Consider the following 17,068-nt stretch of genomic DNA (forward strand, 5'->3'; position numbering starts at 1 on the left):
GGCAGTCTGCCCGACGGTGGGCGAATGGTGGCGGTGTTCGCCGACGCCAAGTACGTCGAGGAGATCGCCAACGAGTTCCCCCGAGTGTCGGTCGCCGCCTACAACGGCCCCAACACGGTGCTGTCGGGTCCCGGCGCGGATCTAGAACAGATCGTCGCCAGATGTGGCAATGACGGGAGCCGGTGCACCTGGCTTGAGACCAGCCACGCCTTCCATTCGGAGTTGCTGGAGCCGGTGCTCGGTGAATTCGAGTCGTACGCAGCGCGGTTGCAGTTCGCTGTGCCGACGTTGCCGTTGGTCTGCAACCGAACCGGCGCCGTGCTCACGGCGGAAACCCCGCTGGACGCCCAATATTGGCGGCGGCATTCCCGCCGGCCGGTGCAGTTCGCCGAAAGCGTGCGCACCGTGGCGGCGCTGGGATGCTCGGTGCTGATGGAGATCGGTCCGCAACCGGTTCTGACGGGGGCTGCGGTGCAGGTCTGGCCGGAACATCTGGCCGCGCCGCGTGCGATCGTTTCGCTGCGCAAGGGCGTCGGCGACCGGCGCCAGATCGCCGAAGCGCTGGCCGCGGCCTACGTCAGCGGCCAGCGGCCCAAGTTCGCTGCGCTGCGTCGTCAACCTCGCCGCAGACTCGAACTGCCCACCTATCCGTTCCAGCGCCGTCGCTTCTGGCCCAAGACTTCCGGCATCGCCGGCATCGATGGTCAGGGCGCCGCCGAATCCGGAATCCTGGGTAGTGCAAAAGATCTCGCCTCCGGGGACTCCGTATACACCAGCCGGTGGTCGATCAAATCGCAGCCGTGGCTTTCCGATCACGTCATCTATGGCACCGTTGTCGTTCCGGGCGCGACGTACGCGGCGATGGCCCTGGCCGCGGTTGGGCCGCCGGGGCGGGTGCAAGACGTCTTTTTCTATGAGCCGATCATCCTGGGCGACAAGAATTCCCGGGAGGTGCAGCTGACGTTGCATCCGATCGATGCCGGCGGCTGGACCTTTCAGGTCCACAGCCGCCCATACGGTGATCGCGACGCTGACTGGTCGTTGAACGCCGATGGCACCCTGAAGCCGGGGGTCACCGGTGTCTCCGGTGTCAGCGACGAGCCGGCACCCGATCCGGCGGACTCCATCGACGCGGCACTCGAGCGGTTGGACCGCACGCGTCCGCAGCAGCTCTTCGAGACCTTCGCCGACATGGAGTTGGCATGGGGGCCTACCTGGTCCACGTCCCTCAAATCGCTGTGGGTCGGCGAAGGTGAGGCGATCGGCGATGTCATCGTCGGCGACGAACTCGCCGAACAGCTCGGAAGCGAGCCGATCCATCCGGTGCTACTGGACCTGTGCACCGGAGTCGCGTTCCCCGCTTTCCCGGCGCTCGTCGCGGCCGAACAAGGTCTAGCCGATCTGTTCTTGCCGTTGCGGTACGGGCGGGTAGAGCTGCTGGAGAAGATGCCCCGACGGTTTTATTGCCGCGCGAGGTGGCATACCAGCGCCCTCGACAGCGAAACCCAAGTCTTCGATCTCGATTTCGTCGATCGGGACGGTCGCCAGCTGGGTGGGATTCGCGAGTTCACGGTCAAACGCGCGCCCCGAGAGGCGTTGTTGCGCGGACTCGGCGGCGACGCCACCCGGCTGTTGTATACCCTCGGCTGGCACGAGGTGCTGCCTCCGCCGTCGAACGGTGATATCGGGGGAGCCGGAAACGTGAACGGCACCTGGCTGATTGCCGGATTCGACGAACTGGCGGCCGACCTGCCGGGCTGCATCTCTTTTGACCGGGCCTCAATTTCAGTGAATCCGGAGCCCTTGGGGCAGCTGTTGGCGCAGGCTCGAGAGCGTGGTGAACCGTTCTCCGGCATCGTCTGGCGCAGCGCCGGACCGAGTGCGGAGGAGTCGAGCGCTGAATCTGCCGCGCGGCTGGAGATCGAGATCGACCAGCTGCTCAGTGCCGTGCATACCCTGCAGGCCGATGAGATGGTCAAACTTCCCGGTGGTCTGTGGATCATCACTGAACGGGCCGTGGCGACCGAGTCCGGCGAGCCGGTCGACCCGGTGCAGGCAGCGCTGTGGGGACTCGGCCGCACCATCATCACCGAGGAACCGGCCCTGCACTGCAGGCTGGTCGATTACGACGGATCAGAGGAGGCCGTGCACTCGCTGGCCGGCCTTCTCGCCGCACCGATCGAGGAACCCGAACTCGCACTGCGGCAAGGAAAGTTCTTGGCGTCCCGGTTAGTGCCATGGGCGCGCAGCGGTCATCTCGCGGTACCGCGGGCAACCGATTACGTCCTGGCGCCCACTGAACGCGGCGCGATCGACAACTTGCGTCTGACCGAGGCGGAGGTGCTGCCGCCGGACGAGGGCTATGTACAGATCCGGGTGGAGGCCGCTGGCTTGAACTTCCGGGATGTGCTCAACGTGCTCGGCCTCTACCCGGGCGATCCGGGCCCGATCGGCGGCGACTTCTCCGGCATCGTTACCCAGTTGGGTAGCGGCGTCACCGGACTCGAGGTCGGACAGCGCGTCTTCGGCTTCATGCAGGGCGCGTTCGCCAGCCGGTTCAATGTGCCGGTTCAGTTGCTGGCGCCGGTGCCCGACGGGCTGAGCGCGGTAGCCGCGGCGACCATTCCCGCTGCGGCACTCACGGCGCGGCTCGCGTTCGACTGGGCGAATGTGCGGCCCGGTGACCGCGTGCTCATCCACGCCGCGAGCGGTGGTGTCGGATTGGCCGCGATCCAGATGGCCCAGCAGCACGGTGCGATCGTCTTCGCCACCGCCAGTACATACAAACGCGCGACGCTGCGCAAGATGGGTGTGGAACACGTCTACGACTCGCGCAGTACGGACTTCGCGGATCAGATCCTCGCCGATACCGACGGTGCCGGCGTCGACGTGGTGCTCAACAGCCTGACCAACGAGGGGTTCATCGAAGCGACCGTGCGGGCCACCGCACAGGGTGGCCGGTTCGCCGAGATCGCCAAGCGGGACATCTGGACTCCGGAGCAGATGGCGGCGGCCCGTCCCGATATCGCCTACGAGATCGTCGCGCTGGACGGGACCACCGTGCAAGAGCCCGAGCGTATCCGTGGCCTGCTGGCCGAGGTGTCGGATGGGTTGGCCAGTGGCGAGTGGACGCCACTACCCGTCGAGATATATCCGCTGACGGAGGCGAAGACGGCGTTTCGCCGCATGCAGCAGGCGCGGCATATCGGGAAGATCGTGCTGCAGATGCCGAAACCGCTACAGCCGCGCGGCGATCGGAGCTATCTGATCACCGGTGGACTCGGTGCACTCGGCCTGCACACGGCGGCCCATCTGGCCCAACTCGGGGCCGGTGACATCGTGTTGACCAGCCGGCGTGCGCCCGATGCCGACGCAGAACGGGCAATCGACGACATCACCGAGCGCTACCGGTGCCGCGTCCACACCTTCGCGGCCGATGTCGGCAACGAGGCGCAGGTCGGAGAGCTGCTGGAGCGGATCCGGGCGGAGTTGCCGCCGCTCGCGGGGGTGGTGCATTTGGCGGGCGTGCTCGACGACGCGCTGCTGTCACAGCAGAGCCTCGAGCGTTTCCGGACGACGTTGGCGCCCAAGGCGTTCGGTGCCTGCTACTTAGACCGGTTGACGAAGAACGACGATCTCGACTTCTTCATCGTGTCCTCCTCGGTGGCCAGCTTGCTCGGTTCACCCGGCCAGGCCAACTACTCGACTGCCAACGCGCTGCTCGACGGGCTGGTCGCGGAACGAAAGGCGCAGGGCCTGCCGGCGACCGGCGTCAACTTTGGTCCCTTGGCCAAGGGGGGCATGGCCTCTTCGGAGGCTGCGCGCGCCAATCTCGGTGCGCAAGGCCTGGTTCCGCTGGAACCCACGGCTGCCCTCAACGCGCTCGCCGAGGTTGTCGCCAATGGAACTGGCCAGGCAACCGTCATCAAGGCCAACTGGCAGCGTGCGGCGAAGCTGCTGGGCGGTTCTCGTCCACCGATTCTCGACCTCGTGTTGCCGAGTGCCGTCGCGGAGCCGACCGGCGACGGTGAGTTGCTCCGGCAACTGCGGGAGGTGCCCGAGGCGCAGCGGGCAAGATTCCTGACCGAATTCCTCCAGCAGGAAGTACAGGGCTTCCTGCGGCTCGCGCAACCGCCCGCGGCAACCAGTCGGTTCCTTGACCTGGGTACGGATTCACTGATGGCGGTCGAACTCCGTAACCGGTTGTACAGCCAGTTCGGTGGCGCGTTCACGATCAGCGCTACCGCGGTATTCGACTATCCGACGATCGGGTCGCTCGCTGAGTACCTAGCCGGCCAGGTGCCGGAGTTGGCCTCACAGTCGGGCTCACAGACAAGCGGAGTGGAATCCGTCGGTGCGCCCGAGCCCACCTGATGATTCAACGAATCAACATGTGCGGGGCTTCGTGGCGCACTGAGCCCTTTTAGAGCATTCTCCGAATTACATTGAACGTGGGTGCAATACTCTCGGGATGTCCGTTATCGACCGACTGACGGCGAACCCGTTGGTGGAAAAACTCAAAGCCAAGTATGGGTATCCCTTGGGCACCCGCCTGATGAGGCTTGGCGGCATCATCGACGAAATGTTGTTCCTCAATTACGGCTACGAGGAAGAGCCGCCGATGGCCATCCCGCTGGAGGCTTCCGACGAACCCAACCGGCTCTGCATCCAGCAGTACCACCGCACGGCCACCCAGGCAGATCTCGGCGGAAAAAGGGTGCTGGAGGTCAGTTGCGGCCACGGCGGCGGAGCCTCGTACCTATTCCGCACCCTCCACCCGGCGTCTTACACGGGACTCGACCGCAACGGGGCCGCTATCGCTTTCTGCCGACGAAGGCATAGCCTGCCCGGCCTGGATTTCGTTCACGGCGACGCCCAAAACCTGCCCTTCCCCGACCAATCCTTTGACGCGGTGATCAATGTCGAAGCGTCGCATTGCTACCCCCAGTTTCCCCGCTTCCTCGCCGAAGTGGCACGCGTGCTGCGCCCGGGCGGGCATTTCCTGTACACCGATCTCCGCCATCGCACCGCTGTCGCGGAGTGGGAAGCGGCGTTGGCCGAGTGTCCGATGCGTGTGCTTTCGTGCGAGATCATCAACGAGCAGGTGCTGCGTGCGATCGACAAGAATTCTCAGCGGTTGCTGGAGCTGATCGATCGGCGCGTGCCGAAAGTGCTGCGCGGTGTGGCCCGCGCTCAAACCGGCCTGGAAGGCGAGCTGTTCAACCGCGATACGCGCAGTGGGGATTTGTCCTACCGGATTTACTGCTTGGCCAAGGACTGAGGCGGAATCGATCAGTCGCTGATATCGAATCCGGCGATGACCTTGGTCGGGCGCACCCGCACGACCAATTCGCCGGGAACGGCGTTGCGACGGCCGAATTCATCGGCACGGTCGGCGCCCATGTACCGTGCGCCTGTCCGGGTCGCGACATCCAGCACGTCGTGGGGATCCTCGCCCAGCGTCGCCACACCCTGCACCTGAACGAACGAATACGGTGGATGGGGGTCGTCCACGCAGATCGCGACTCGCGGATCACGATCCAGGGCACGCCCTTTCGACGTGTCACGGCCGGTGTTGAACACCAACTCGCCGTTGTCGACGACGAACCACACCGGAACGACCAGGGGTCGGCCGTCGGCAGCGACGAAAGCCAGCATCCCGGTGCGGGTGCCCGCCGAGAGGAACTCGACGACTTTATGAGAGAGCTCGGCCATCCGCTAGAGCTTGGCCAACTCGTAGTCGGCGATGTGGTCGATCAGGTTCTGCAGGTGGTCCTGCGAGGAGCCCAGGGTGTGCTCGATCGCGGTGAGCCGCGCGGCGTAGTGGCCGACCGGGTATTCCGCGGTCATGCCGATGCCGCCGTGCATCTGGATCGACTCCTGCGCGATATGCCGGCCCGACCGGCCGACCTGCAACTTGGCCCGGGACGCGATCACCGGGTCGAGGTTGCCATCGGCGATCGACATAGCGGCGTAGAGGCTCATGCTGCGGGCCAATTCCAGCGACACGTACATGTCGGCGGCCCGCTGGGTGAGCGCCTGGAATTTATTGAGCGTGACGCCGAACTGCTTGCGGGTCTTGAGGTAGTCGGTGGTCAGGCGTAACGCTTCCTCCATTGCGCCGACGGCCTCGGCGCACAACGCCGACTGGATGCGAATGATGGCGTCACGGATGGCGCGCGACGCGTCGACCGCTTGGGAGTCGTCGCCAAGAGGCTCGGCGGGCGCGGAGTCCAGATCGATCTGAGCGCCGCGCTGACCGTCGAACGTCGGGTAAGGGTGCCGGGTGACCGCCCCGTTGTCCGGCGAGCCATCGACCAAGAACAATCCGGTGCCACCGTCGGGCAATGCGGCGCTGACCACCAATGTGTCGGCGCAGTCACCGGCCAGTACCGGGTTCTTGGTTCCGCTCAGGGTCCACGAATTGCCGTGTCGCACAGCATGAGTGGCGACCTTCGCGGTCGGCTTGCGGTGGCCGGCTTCAAGGTGGGCGAACGCGAGCAGCTTTTGGCCCGCCGCGACGTCGTCCAGCAACTGCTTTTGCGCGTCACTTCCGTGCTCGGCGATCAGCGCGCCGGGCGCCAGGGCGGCATGCACGACGGGTTCGGGAGCCAACCGCCGCCCGATCTCGTTGAGCACCAGCATGATCTCGATCTGGCCGGCCTCCTGAGGTTCGAAACCGAGACCGAGAATGCCGGTGTCGGCGAGCTGGCTCCAGACATCGCGGCTCCAGCCGAGCTCGGTTTCGATGATCTTGTTGCGGCTCTCGGGGTCATAGGTGCGCGACAGTAGGTCACGGGTGGTGTCGCGGAGCAGAACCTGCTCGTTGCTCAACTGAAAGTCCATGGCTGCCTCACAATCCCAGAATGGTGGACGCGATGATGTTGCGCTGCACTTCGTTGCTGCCGCCGTAGATCGATGTCTTGCGGTAGTTGAGGTAGCGGGGGGCGCTGGATTGCGCCCACGGCGGCGAGCCGATGTCTCCGATATTTAGGCCATCCGCCGGCAGCGCGTCGGGACCGGCCACCTCGACGAGCAGCTCGGTGGCCAGCTGCTGCAATTGGCTACCGCGCATCTTGAGCACCGACGATGCCGGGTTCGGCTTACCGTCCGCGGAGTCCGAGACCACCCGCGCCTGCGTGAGTTCGAGTGCCAGCAGCTCGTTTTCGGCCTCGGCCAGCCGCGCCGCGAACAGCGGATCGTTCAGCAACCCGGTTTGTGCGGCGTGCTTTTTCACCTCGGCGAGGCGCACCTTGGTCCGGCCCACTCCGGCGATGCCGGTGCGCTCGTTGCCCAGTAGGAATTTTGCGTACGTCCAGCCCTGGTTCTCTTCTCCGACAAGCTGATCGGCGGGCACGCGAACATCGGAGAAGAACACCTCGTTGACTTCGCGCCCGCCGTCGATCGTCTTGATCGGCCGCAGGGTGATGCCCGGAGTTGTCATGTCGATGAGCAGAAACGAAATGCCGGCCTGGCGCTTCGGCGCCTGCGGGTCGGTGCGCACCAGGCAGAAGATCCAGTCCGCATACTGGCCCAGCGTGGTCCATGTCTTCTGCCCGTTGACGACGTAGCTGTCGCCGTCGCGGACCGCGGTGGTGCGCAGTGCGGCGAGGTCAGACCCGGCCTCGGGCTCGGAGAACCCCTGGCACCACCAGATGTCGATGCTGGCGGTGGGCGGCAGGAAGCGCTGCTTGATCTCCTGGGAGCCGAATTCGGCGATCACCGGGCCGACCATCTTGACGTTGAAGTTCAGCGGCTCGGGGACGGACGCCAATTGCATCTCGTCGGTCCAGATCTGGTACTGGGTGGGTGTCCAGTCCTTGCCGCCCCATTCGACCGGCCAATTCGGTACCGCGAGACCGTGTTCGTTCAAGATCTTGTGGCTGGTGACGATCTGGTCGCGAGACAGTGACAAGCCCTGACGCACCAGCTCGCGGAGCTCTTCGGGGATCTTGGTGGTGTAGACGGTGCGAAGTTCGTCGCGGAACGCGGCTTCCTCCGGTGTGAGCCCCAGTTTCAAGGCGGCCTCCTAACGTATGGGGATGAGCGTGGTGACCCGCTTTCGGACGACGGGCGTCCCGTCCAGGTCGTGCGCTCCGCGTTCCATCTTGACCCATCCCATGCTGTGCTTGTACACAGCCTCGGGTTAATCCACAGGCGGGCGTGGCGACGCCGCTCCGCGGGGACGTTGTGGCGGACGGCGCACCTACCGTCGGCGCATGCGAACAGAACTTCCCGCCGAGCGACTGCATCGACGGCTAGGTACCGACCCGGATAGCGATGCGCACGCCGACTCCGACGGCACGGGGTCGGAGTCGAACGAGCACGTGTCGGATGACGACCAGAATTCGCTGCTGCCGCGGTGGCTTCCTGACGCGTCCCAGAGCCGGGGCTGGGTGGCCGGGGTGCGCGCCGACCCGGGCCGCGCCGGCGCCATCGCGCTGGCGGTGGTGGCTGCCCTTGCCGTACTGATCACGGTGTTCACGGTGTTGCGCGATCGCCCGGCGCCGGTGATGTCGGCGAAGCTCCCGCCGGTGGAGAAGGCGGCCACGGCAAGCCCGAAGTCATCGGCCAATCCGGACCGGCCGGTGGTGGTCAGCGTGGTTGGCCTGGTGCACACCCCCGGACTGGTCACGCTGGCACCGGGCGCGCGCGTCGCCGATGCGCTGCAGGCCGCCGGCGGCGCGGTGACCGGTGCGGACACTATCGGATTGAACATGGCCCGCCCACTCGGCGACGGCGAGCAGATCGTGGTCGGGCTGGCTCCCGTGCCAGGGCAGAAGACGGCGCTCGGCAGCTCGGTGGCCTCCGGTTCGGCGCCGCGGTCTGGGGCACCCGCACCGGGACCGGTATCGGGATCGGTGAAGCCGAAGACGGGCGAGGTGCTCGACCTCAACACCGCGACCGTGGAGCAGCTGGACGCCCTGCCGGGCGTGGGACCGGTGACCGCCGCCGCGATCGTGGCGTGGCGGCAGGCCAACGGCAAATTCACCAGCGTCGACCAGCTCGCCGATGTCGACGGCATCGGCCCGGCGCGGCTGGACAAACTGCGCGCCCTGGTCCGTGTCTGACACCGGTGCGCCAATCCGGCCTCGCCGAATCACCTTCGGCGCATGTCGATGTGCGGCTGGTACCGGCAGCGCTCACCAGCTGGGTGGTGACCGCTGCCGGGGTCTGGTGGCCGGTCGGGCGAGTGGTGGCGTCGTGCTGTGTCGTGCTGCTGGCCGTCGCGGGTGCGCTGGCGTGCTTCGCGGCGCGCCGGCCCGCCCGGACCGCGCGGTTGCCGGCAATCGGCGCCGGCCTTATGGCCATCGGCGTTGTGGGCGCGGGGTTTGGCCTCGCGATCACGCTGCGCGCCGACGCGGTAGGGCGCCACCCGATCACCGCGGCGTTCGGGACGGCCGCACCGGTGACGGTAACCCCGACCGAGAGCCCAGTGTCGTTGGGCAGCGGGAGGCTGATGTTTCGTGCCACCCTGCAGCGCCTGCGCTCCGACGAGATGTCTGGCCGGGTCGTCGTTTTTGCCCAGGCGTCCGACTTCGGTGGCGTGATGGCGGGCCGGGCGGTGCGGTTTACTGCGCGCATCAACCGTCCGACCCGCCACGATTTGACGGTCGCCGTGCTCATTGCGTCGGGCCGGCCGACCATGGGTACCGCCAGCGCGGTACAGCGGGCCGCTCATGCCGTGCGCAGCCGGTTCGCCGCCGCCGCCCGCGATACCTTGCCCGCCGATCGGGCCGCGATACTGCCCGCCCTGGTCCTCGGTGATACCTCGGCGGTCACTGCCGAGACCAGCCGTGACTTTCGCACGGCGGGCATGACGCACCTGATGGCTGTATCGGGGGCCAACGTCACGATCGTGTGCGCGGCGGTGCTGTTCTCGGCCCGGCTGATCGGCCCGCGCGCCGCCGTCGGGCTCGCTGCGGTGGCATTGGTGGCGTTCGTCATCGTCGTGCAGCCGACGGCAAGCGTGTTGCGGGCGGCCGTGATGGGCGCCATCGCGTTGGCCGGCATGCTGTCTTCTCGTCGGCGGCAAGCGATTCCGGCACTGTCGGCCACGGTGCTGCTATTGCTGGCCGTTGCTCCCCACCTGGCCGTCGACGTGGGCTTCGCGCTGTCGGTGCTGGCGACGGCCGCGCTGGTGGTCGTCGCGCCGGTCTGGTCACGGCGCCTGGTCGGCAGAGGCTGGCCCAAGCCGCTGGCGGACGCGCTTGCGGTTGCGTTGGCCGCCCACGTGGTGACCGCCCCGCTGGTGGCCGGGATCTCGGGCAAGGTCAGCTTGGTGGCCGCGGGGGCCAATCTCGCCGTGGCACCCGTGATAGCGCCGATCACCGTGCTGGGCAGCGCGGCGGCCGTGTTGTGCCTGCTGTGGCCGGCCGGTGCGCAGCTGCTGATCGGTTTCACCGGGCCCGAACTGTGGTGGGTCTTGAATGTGGCGCGGTGGTCCTCCGGCGTGCCGGCCGCGACGGTGCCCGTTCCGGCCGGTGTGCCCGGTGTGCTGGTGGTCGGTGCGGTTACGGTGTTGGTGCTTCTGCTGGCCGTGGCGCTGCGGCGGTGGCGCCGGCTTCGCACGGCGACCGGATTGGCCCTGGCGGCAATGGTCATCTGCTTGCTGGCTTGGTCGTTGTCCGGGCCGCTGGGTCCCAGAACGTCTGTAGTCGGACCGTCGTGACAACATCATGGGGTGAGCGAGGTTTCGCCGTTGCACCTGGTCTTGGGAGACGAGGAGTTGCTGGTCGAGCGGACGGTGTCCGACGTGCTGCGCGCGGTGCGCAAGCGGGCCGGCGCCGGCCCCGGCGCCGATAACATCCCCGTCAACCGGATGCGTGCCGGTGACGTCGGCACCTACGAGCTCGCCGAACTGCTGAGCCCGTCGCTGTTCGCCGATGAGCGCATCGTGGTGCTGGAGGCCGCCGCGGAAGCCGGCAAGGACGCGGCGGCGATGATCGCCGCCGCTGCCGCCGACGTTCCGGCGGGCACGGTGCTGGTCGTGGTGCATTCGGGCGGTGGGCGAGCCAAAGCGCTGGCCACCGAACTGCAGTCGCTTGGCGCTGTCGTGCACGCGTGCGCGCGGATCACCAAGGTAAGCGAACGCGTCGACTTCATCCGAAAGGAATTTCGTGCGCTGCGGGTCAAGGTCGACGAGGAGACGGTGACCGCTCTGCTGGACGCCGTTGGTTCCGACGTGCGCGAGCTCGCCGCTGCATGTTCGCAGTTGGTCGCGGACACCGCCGGTGACGTCGATGCCGTCGCGGTGCGCCGCTATCACAGCGGAAGGGCCGAGGTGAAGGGCTTCGACATCGCTGACAAGGCGGTGACCGGCGACGTCGGGGGAGCCACTGAGGCGCTGCGGTGGGCGATGATGCGCGGTGAACCGCTGGTGGTGCTGGCCGACGCGCTGGCCGAAGCCGTGCACACGATCGGCCGGGTGGGGCCGCTGTCCGGAGACCCCTATCGTCTCGCGGCGGAGCTGGGGATGCCGCCATGGCGCGTGCAGAAAGCCCAGAAACAGGCTCGCCGCTGGTCGCGCGACACGGTGGCGACCGCGATGAAAGTGGTGGCAGCGCTCAACGCCAACGTCAAGGGGGCCGTCGCCGACGCGGACTACGCGCTGGAATCCGCGGTCAGGCAGGTTGCCGAGCTCGTGGCCGACCGGGGGCGATGAGGTGGTTGGCGGGCCTCAGTGCTTGTTGAGGGCGTTGAGGGACTTGGCCAGCGCCGACTTCTTGTTGGCCGCCTGGTTCTTGTGGATCACGCCCCTGCTGGCGGCCTTGTCCAGCTTGCGGTTGGTCGACACCAGCAACTCCGCGGCCTTCTCCCTGTCGCCGGCGTGGGTCGCCTCGCGAAGCGCGCGCACAGCGGTACGAAGCGACGACTTCACCGCCTTGTTGCGCAGTCGGGCGCGCTCGTTAGTGCGATTGCGCTTCTGCTGCGACTTGATGTTGGCCACGCGTCAGTTCCTTCTTCGAATCGGTGCTTGCGGTGTTTGCCTTGGGGGGCGCCCCACACCCAGTAGTGACTGCTCAGGTTATCAGTCGGTTACGTTTTCTCCCAAAAGGGGAACCCGTCGCCTGCCAGAACGTCGAGTTGAGGCACCATCACTAAAGTGAGTCTTGCGAGTCAGCTTGAGGAGGCCAGGCGGAGGTCGCGCGGCTCTGGGCGTCCGGACGCGCGTTCAGAGCGCATCTTCGGCGGGTACAACACATCGGACGCCTGCTATTGGCTGGCCTTCGATGAAATGTTCGACGCCCAGGGCAACGTCCGCGGCCCGTACAAGGGCATCTATGCCGAGCTTGCGCCGTCGGACGCCTCAGAGCTCAACTCCCGCGCCGAAGCGCTCGGCCGCGCGTTCATCGACCAGGGCATCACGTTTTCGCTGTCCGGCCAGGAGCGGCCTTTCCCGCTGGACCTGGTGCCGCGGGTTATCTCGGCCGCCGAGTGGAGCCGTCTGGAGCGGGGCATCACCCAGCGGGTCAAGGCCCTCGAGATGTACCTCGACGACATCTACGGCGACCAGGAGATCCTGAACGACGGCGTCATCCCGCGCCGGTTGGTCACTTCCTGCGAGCACTTTCACCGTCAGGCCGTGGGCATCGTCCCGCCCAACGGGGTGCGCATCCACGTCGCCGGCATCGACCTGATCCGCGATGATCGGGGCAACTTCCGGGTCCTCGAAGACAACCTGCGCTCGCCCTCCGGAGTCTCCTATGTGATGGAGAACCGGCGCACCATGGCGCGGGTCTTCCCGAACCTGTTCGCCACCCATCGGGTGCGCGCCGTCGACGATTACTCGGCACACCTGCTGCGGGCGCAGCGCAACTCCGCGGCTACCAACGAGGCCGACCCAACAGTCGTAGTCCTGACGCCGGGCGTGGCGAACTCGGCTTACTTCGAGCATTCGCTCCTGGCCCGTCAGATGGGTGTTGAGCTCGTCGAAGGCCGCGACCTGTTCTGTCGCGACAACCAGGTGTACATGCGCACCACCGAGGGCGAGCGCCAAGTCGACGTCATCTACCGGCGCATCGACGATACCTTCCTGGACCCGCTGCAGTTCCGTGCCGACTCGGTGCTGGGGGTGGCCGGTCTGGTCAACGCCGCCCGCGCCGGGAACGTCGTCATTTCCAGCGCGATCGGCAACGGTGTCGGCGACGACAAGCTCGTCTACACCTATGTGCCGACCATGATCGAGTACTACCTGGGCGAGAAACCGCTGCTGGCCAACGTGGAGACGTTCCGGTGCTGGCTGGATGACGAACGCGAAGAGGTCCTCGACCGCATCGACGAGCTGGTCCTCAAGCCGGTCGAGGGATCCGGCGGTTACGGCATCGTGTTCGGTCCGGAGGCGTCCGACAAAGATTTGGCTGCCGTCGCCAAGAAGATTCGCGACGACCCGCGAAGCTGGATCGCCCAGCCGATGATGGAACTGTCGACCGTGCCGACCCAGGTCGAAGACGCGCTGGCCCCGCGCTACGTCGACCTGCGGCCGTTCGCCGTCAACGACGGCGACGACGTCTGGGTGCTGCCGGGTGGGCTCACCCGGGTGGCCCTGGTCGAGGGTTCGCGGGTGGTCAACTCCAGCCAGGGCGGCGGGTCCAAGGACACGTGGGTGCTGGCGCCGCGGGCCGCCGCCGTCACCCGCGAGCTGGGGGCCGCCGAGGTGGTGCGCAAGCTGCCGAAATCCGCTCAGGAACCGGCCGTCAACGGAAGCTCGAAGCGGACGCAACAACGGTCGCAGCAGGCCGACCAACACCCGGACGAACAGCCCCAGCAGCAGCAACGACAACAGCAACAGCAGGTGATGCGCTGATGCTGGCCCGTAACGCCGAGGCGCTCTATTGGATCGGTCGCTACGTCGAGCGCGCCGACGACACCGCGCGAATTCTGGACGTAGCGCTGCACCAATTGCTCGAGGATTCCAGCGTAGACGCGGACCAGGCGTCCCGGTTGCTGCTGCGAGTGCTCGGTATCGATCCCCCGGATCACGACCTGGATGTCTGGTCGTTGACCGACCTGGTCGCCTTCGGCACCAACATGTCGGGCGGCTGTTCGATCGTCGACGCCATCACGGCGGCGCGGGAAAACGCGAAGTCGGCGCGGGAAGTGACATCCAGCGAAATCTGGGAGTGCCTCAACACCACATACAACGCCCTGGCCGAACGCGAGCGCGCCGCCAAACGCCTTGGCCCACACGAGTTTCTGTCGTTCATCGAAGGCCGGGCGGCAATGTTCGCCGGCCTGGCCGACTCGACACTCTCGCGCGACGACGGGTACCGCTTCATGCTGCTGGGCCGCGCGATCGAGCGGGTCGACATGACGGTGCGGCTGCTGCTGTCGCGGGTCGGCGACAGCGCTTCGTCCCCGGCGTGGGTGACGCTGTTACGCTCGGCGGGCGCGCACGACACCTACCTGCGCGCGTACCGCGGTGTGCTGGACGCCAGCCGGGTCGTCGAGTTCATGCTGCTCGACCGCCTGTTTCCGCGGTCGGTGTTCTACTCGCTGAGGATGGCCGAACACAATCTCGACGAGCTGCTGCGCAGTCCGCAGAGCCGGATCGGGGCCACCGCTGAGGCGCAGCGGTTGCTCGGGCGGGCCCGCAGCGAACTGGAGTTCGTGCAACCCGGCGTGTTGCTCGAGTCATTGGACAGCCGTTTGGCGGGCTTGCAGCTAACCTGTCGCGATGTTGGAGAAGCGTTGTCGCTGCAGTACTTTCACGTTACTCCTTGGGTGGCATGGTCGGATGCCGGCCAGCGCGCTCGACTGGCCACCAGGCAGGGCGAGGCCTGATGTGGCGGATGCGGGTGGTGCACACCACCGGGTACGCTTACCAATCGCCGGTGATCGCCTCATACAACGAAGCCCGGCTGACCCCGCAGTCGGACACCAGGCAAAACGTCATCCTCAACCGTGTCGAGACCATCCCGGCAACCCGGTCCTACCGCTACATCGACTATTGGGGTACGGCCGTAACGGCGTTCGACCTGCACGCGCCGCACGCCGATCTCACGGTGACCTCTTCTTCGGTCGTCGAGACCGAGCGGCCGGAGCCGCCCGCGGCCGATGCCAGCTGGAAGGATCTGCAATCGGAGGCCGTGATCGATCGTTTCGACGAGTTGCTCCGCTCCACCGCGCACACCCCTTTGAGCAAGCGTGTTGTGTCCGTGGGCAAAAAGATCGCCAAGGCTTGCGATCCCCAGGAAGCCGTCGTCGCCGCAGCCAAGTGGGTGCGCGGCGAGCTGGACTACCTTCCGGGGACCACCGGTGTGCACACGTCCGGGCTTGACGCACTGAATGAAGGCAAGGGTGTCTGCCAGGACTTTGTGCACTTGATGCTGATTGCGTTGCGCGGCATGGGAATTCCCGGGCGTTATGTGTCGGGCTACTTGCACCCCAAACCAAAGGCCGCCGTCGGGGATACCGTGGACGGGCGAACCCACGCCTGGATTCAGGCCTGGACCGGCGGTTGGTGGAGCTACGACCCCACCAACGACACCGAGATCACCGAGCAATACGTCAGCGTGGGCGCCGGCCGTGACTACACCGACGTCGCCCCGCTGAAAGGCATCTATTCCGGTGAAGGGGCAACGGATCTCGACGTCATTGTGGAGATCACCCGGCTGGCTTAGCCGATCGGGTAAGCGTGCGGTACCCGGGGTGGACATGCGGCGTCAGGCCCTGCTGCTGCGCCACCGTGGCGAGGAGCCCGCGAAGGGTGCCGTACTGCTCAGGGTCAAGGGCCGCGGTGAGCCGGAGGTCATGCTGGCGCGCGAGGTCGGAAAGCTTGCGCATCAGTCTTTTCCCGGCCGCGGTGAGAAAGAGGGCGTGCAGGCGGCGATCGTCAGGGTTGCGGCGCCGTTCGACATAGCCGCGCTGCTCGAGCTCGTCAACGTATACGACGACGCGGCTGGGCAACATTCCCAACTGAGCGCTGAGGACCTGCTGGCTGCGGCCGGGCTCGGCGGCGATCACGCGCAGGATTCCCGCGTGCGGTGGGGTCAATTCGACAGTGGCGACCTGCTCGGCGAATAGCGCTGCGGCGTGATGGCCGAGTTGAGCCAACAGGAAGGCCACGCCATCGGGGTGGTCGCTGGCTGGGGACGATGACACCGTCACATCATAGTATTTGCGAATAATTCTTCGAATGAATAATTCGAGGGCTTGTGGGGCCGACGATCGAGACATATCGTTCACGCTATGAACGATTCACAGACGGACAGAAATGAGCCGGTCCCAGAACGCCGTCCGCAAGGCGGGCCGCCGTTGGTATTGCTCGCGCTGGTCTGTGTTGGGCTGCTCTTCGGTGGGCTTGCCATCGGGGTCGCACTCGGCGGCGTGATGCCGTTGCCGTACGGGCCGGTGGCCGCGGTCGCGGCCTACGTTCGCGCCCAGCCGGTCGCGGTGCAAGTCATCGCGACCGCGGTGTTCGCGTCGTCGGTGCCGTTGGCGATCTACGCGGCGACGGCCAGTGCCCGGTTGAGGCAGCTCGGGGTAACTGCGCCCGGAGCCACGATCGCGCTCGCCGGTGGCACCCTGGCGGCCGGCGCGCTGGGCCTGACCGGATTGTTGGCCTGGACGCTGTCGAGACCGGAAGTCAGCGCGGACACCGCATTGGTGCGGGCGGTCTACTTCCTGGTGTTTCTGGTCGGCGGCCCGGGGCACATCGTGGCCTTGGGCCTGCTGGTCGCCGGTATGGCGGTGCCCAGTTTGATCCTGGGATTGACGCCGAGGTTGCTGGCCTGGATCGGCCTGGCGACCGCCGCCCTCGCCGAATTGACCACGTTGGTGTTGGTCTGGCCGGAACTGGGAGTCATCCTGCCGATCGCACGGGTCTCGGCGTTGATATGGCTGGTGGTGGCCGGGGCGCTATTGCCGCTGCGGCGCAACGATGTTCGGCACGCACGCCTGCGACCGCGCGCCCCGGCCGGCGCCGCGGTCAGCGACTAACCCGAAGTTGCGGTAGCTGAGCGGGCCGATTGTTTCGTTGATCTGGGGAAAGAGTTCGGGCGGGCCTGGTTGTGTAGTCAGAATAGTGGGCGTGTCGGCTTGGCATACCTCGGCATAGTCGTTAGAC

Annotated in this window: 14 protein-coding genes; 9 read left to right on the forward strand and 5 right to left on the reverse strand. The window is 66.7% G+C overall.

Going from position 1 to position 17,068, the window contains the following annotated elements:
• Window positions 1-4,374: SDR family NAD(P)-dependent oxidoreductase (locus ACLP4W_RS13145; RefSeq protein WP_442386563.1), on the forward strand; the 4,374-nt coding region annotated here is incomplete at its 5' end.
• A 97-nt stretch (window positions 4,375-4,471) separates the two neighbouring features.
• Window positions 4,472-5,281, forward strand: a complete 810-nt coding sequence (locus ACLP4W_RS13150; RefSeq protein WP_442382345.1) for a phthiotriol/phenolphthiotriol dimycocerosates methyltransferase — start codon at window positions 4,472-4,474, stop codon at window positions 5,279-5,281.
• An 11-nt stretch (window positions 5,282-5,292) separates the two neighbouring features.
• Here ACLP4W_RS13150 and ACLP4W_RS13155 read toward each other — a convergent pair whose 3' ends face one another.
• Genes ACLP4W_RS13155 through ACLP4W_RS13165 form a run of 3 tightly spaced genes read right to left on the reverse strand, consistent with a single transcriptional unit; the run spans window position 5,293 to window position 8,020 of the window.
• Window positions 5,293-5,715 carry a PPOX class F420-dependent oxidoreductase gene (locus ACLP4W_RS13155; protein WP_442382346.1) on the reverse strand — a complete coding sequence of 141 codons (423 nt, stop codon included), beginning with the start codon at window positions 5,713-5,715 and terminating at the stop codon, window positions 5,293-5,295.
• A gap of 3 nt (window positions 5,716-5,718) precedes the next feature.
• Window positions 5,719-6,846 carry an acyl-CoA dehydrogenase family protein gene (locus tag ACLP4W_RS13160; RefSeq protein WP_442382347.1) on the reverse strand — a complete coding sequence of 376 codons (1,128 nt, stop codon included), beginning with the start codon at window positions 6,844-6,846 and terminating at the stop codon, window positions 5,719-5,721.
• Between the two features lie 7 nt (window positions 6,847-6,853).
• The gene (locus ACLP4W_RS13165; protein WP_442382348.1) at window positions 6,854-8,020 is read right to left on the reverse strand and encodes an acyl-CoA dehydrogenase family protein; all 1,167 of its coding nucleotides are present in this window, start codon (window positions 8,018-8,020) and stop codon (window positions 6,854-6,856) included.
• A 199-nt stretch (window positions 8,021-8,219) separates the two neighbouring features.
• Between ACLP4W_RS13165 and ACLP4W_RS13170 the strand changes: the two genes are divergently transcribed.
• Genes ACLP4W_RS13170 through holA form a run of 3 tightly spaced genes read left to right on the forward strand, consistent with a single transcriptional unit; the run spans window position 8,220 to window position 11,665 of the window.
• On the forward strand, window positions 8,220-9,071 hold the full coding sequence (locus ACLP4W_RS13170) for a ComEA family DNA-binding protein (RefSeq protein ID WP_442382349.1): 852 nt from the start codon (window positions 8,220-8,222) through the stop codon (window positions 9,069-9,071).
• 50 nt (window positions 9,072-9,121) lie between these two features.
• Window positions 9,122-10,672, forward strand: coding sequence for a ComEC/Rec2 family competence protein (locus ACLP4W_RS13175; RefSeq protein ID WP_442386564.1), 1,551 nt, complete (start codon window positions 9,122-9,124; stop codon window positions 10,670-10,672).
• 30 nt (window positions 10,673-10,702) lie between these two features.
• Window positions 10,703-11,665, forward strand: a complete 963-nt coding sequence (holA, locus tag ACLP4W_RS13180) for a DNA polymerase III subunit delta (RefSeq protein WP_442386565.1) — start codon at window positions 10,703-10,705, stop codon at window positions 11,663-11,665.
• 15 nt (window positions 11,666-11,680) lie between these two features.
• On the opposite strand, the gene rpsT is transcribed toward holA, so the two are convergent.
• Window positions 11,681-11,950, reverse strand: a complete 270-nt coding sequence (gene rpsT, locus ACLP4W_RS13185; protein ID WP_442382351.1) for a 30S ribosomal protein S20 — start codon at window positions 11,948-11,950, stop codon at window positions 11,681-11,683.
• 147 nt (window positions 11,951-12,097) lie between these two features.
• On the opposite strand from rpsT, the gene ACLP4W_RS13190 reads away from it, so the two are divergent.
• From ACLP4W_RS13190 to ACLP4W_RS13200, 3 genes are read left to right on the forward strand one after another with little or no spacing between them, the layout of a single operon-like run.
• A complete protein-coding gene (locus ACLP4W_RS13190; RefSeq protein ID WP_442386566.1) occupies window positions 12,098-13,807 on the forward strand; it encodes a circularly permuted type 2 ATP-grasp protein in 1,710 nt (569 codons plus the stop codon).
• Entirely contained in the window at window positions 13,807-14,784 is a 978-nt protein-coding gene (locus ACLP4W_RS13195; protein WP_442382352.1) for an alpha-E domain-containing protein, read from the forward strand. The genes ACLP4W_RS13190 and ACLP4W_RS13195 overlap by 1 nt, the downstream gene beginning before the upstream one ends.
• Window positions 14,784-15,623: a transglutaminase family protein gene (locus ACLP4W_RS13200; protein ID WP_442382353.1), complete on the forward strand. Its 840-nt coding sequence runs from the start codon at window positions 14,784-14,786 to the stop codon at window positions 15,621-15,623. The genes ACLP4W_RS13195 and ACLP4W_RS13200 overlap by 1 nt, the downstream gene beginning before the upstream one ends.
• On the opposite strand, the gene ACLP4W_RS13205 is transcribed toward ACLP4W_RS13200, so the two are convergent.
• A complete protein-coding gene (locus ACLP4W_RS13205) occupies window positions 15,607-16,104 on the reverse strand; it encodes a MarR family winged helix-turn-helix transcriptional regulator (RefSeq protein WP_442382354.1) in 498 nt (165 codons plus the stop codon). The two genes, ACLP4W_RS13200 and ACLP4W_RS13205, sit on opposite strands and share 17 nt — an antisense overlap.
• Window positions 16,105-16,191: 87 nt before the next feature.
• Between ACLP4W_RS13205 and ACLP4W_RS13210 the strand changes: the two genes are divergently transcribed.
• Window positions 16,192-16,941, forward strand: coding sequence for a hypothetical protein (locus ACLP4W_RS13210; protein WP_442382355.1), 750 nt, complete (start codon window positions 16,192-16,194; stop codon window positions 16,939-16,941).
• Window positions 16,942-17,068 lie beyond the last annotated feature (127 nt).

The organism is Mycobacterium sp., from assembly GCF_052145595.1.
GTDB lineage: Bacteria > Actinomycetota > Actinomycetes > Mycobacteriales > Mycobacteriaceae > Mycobacterium.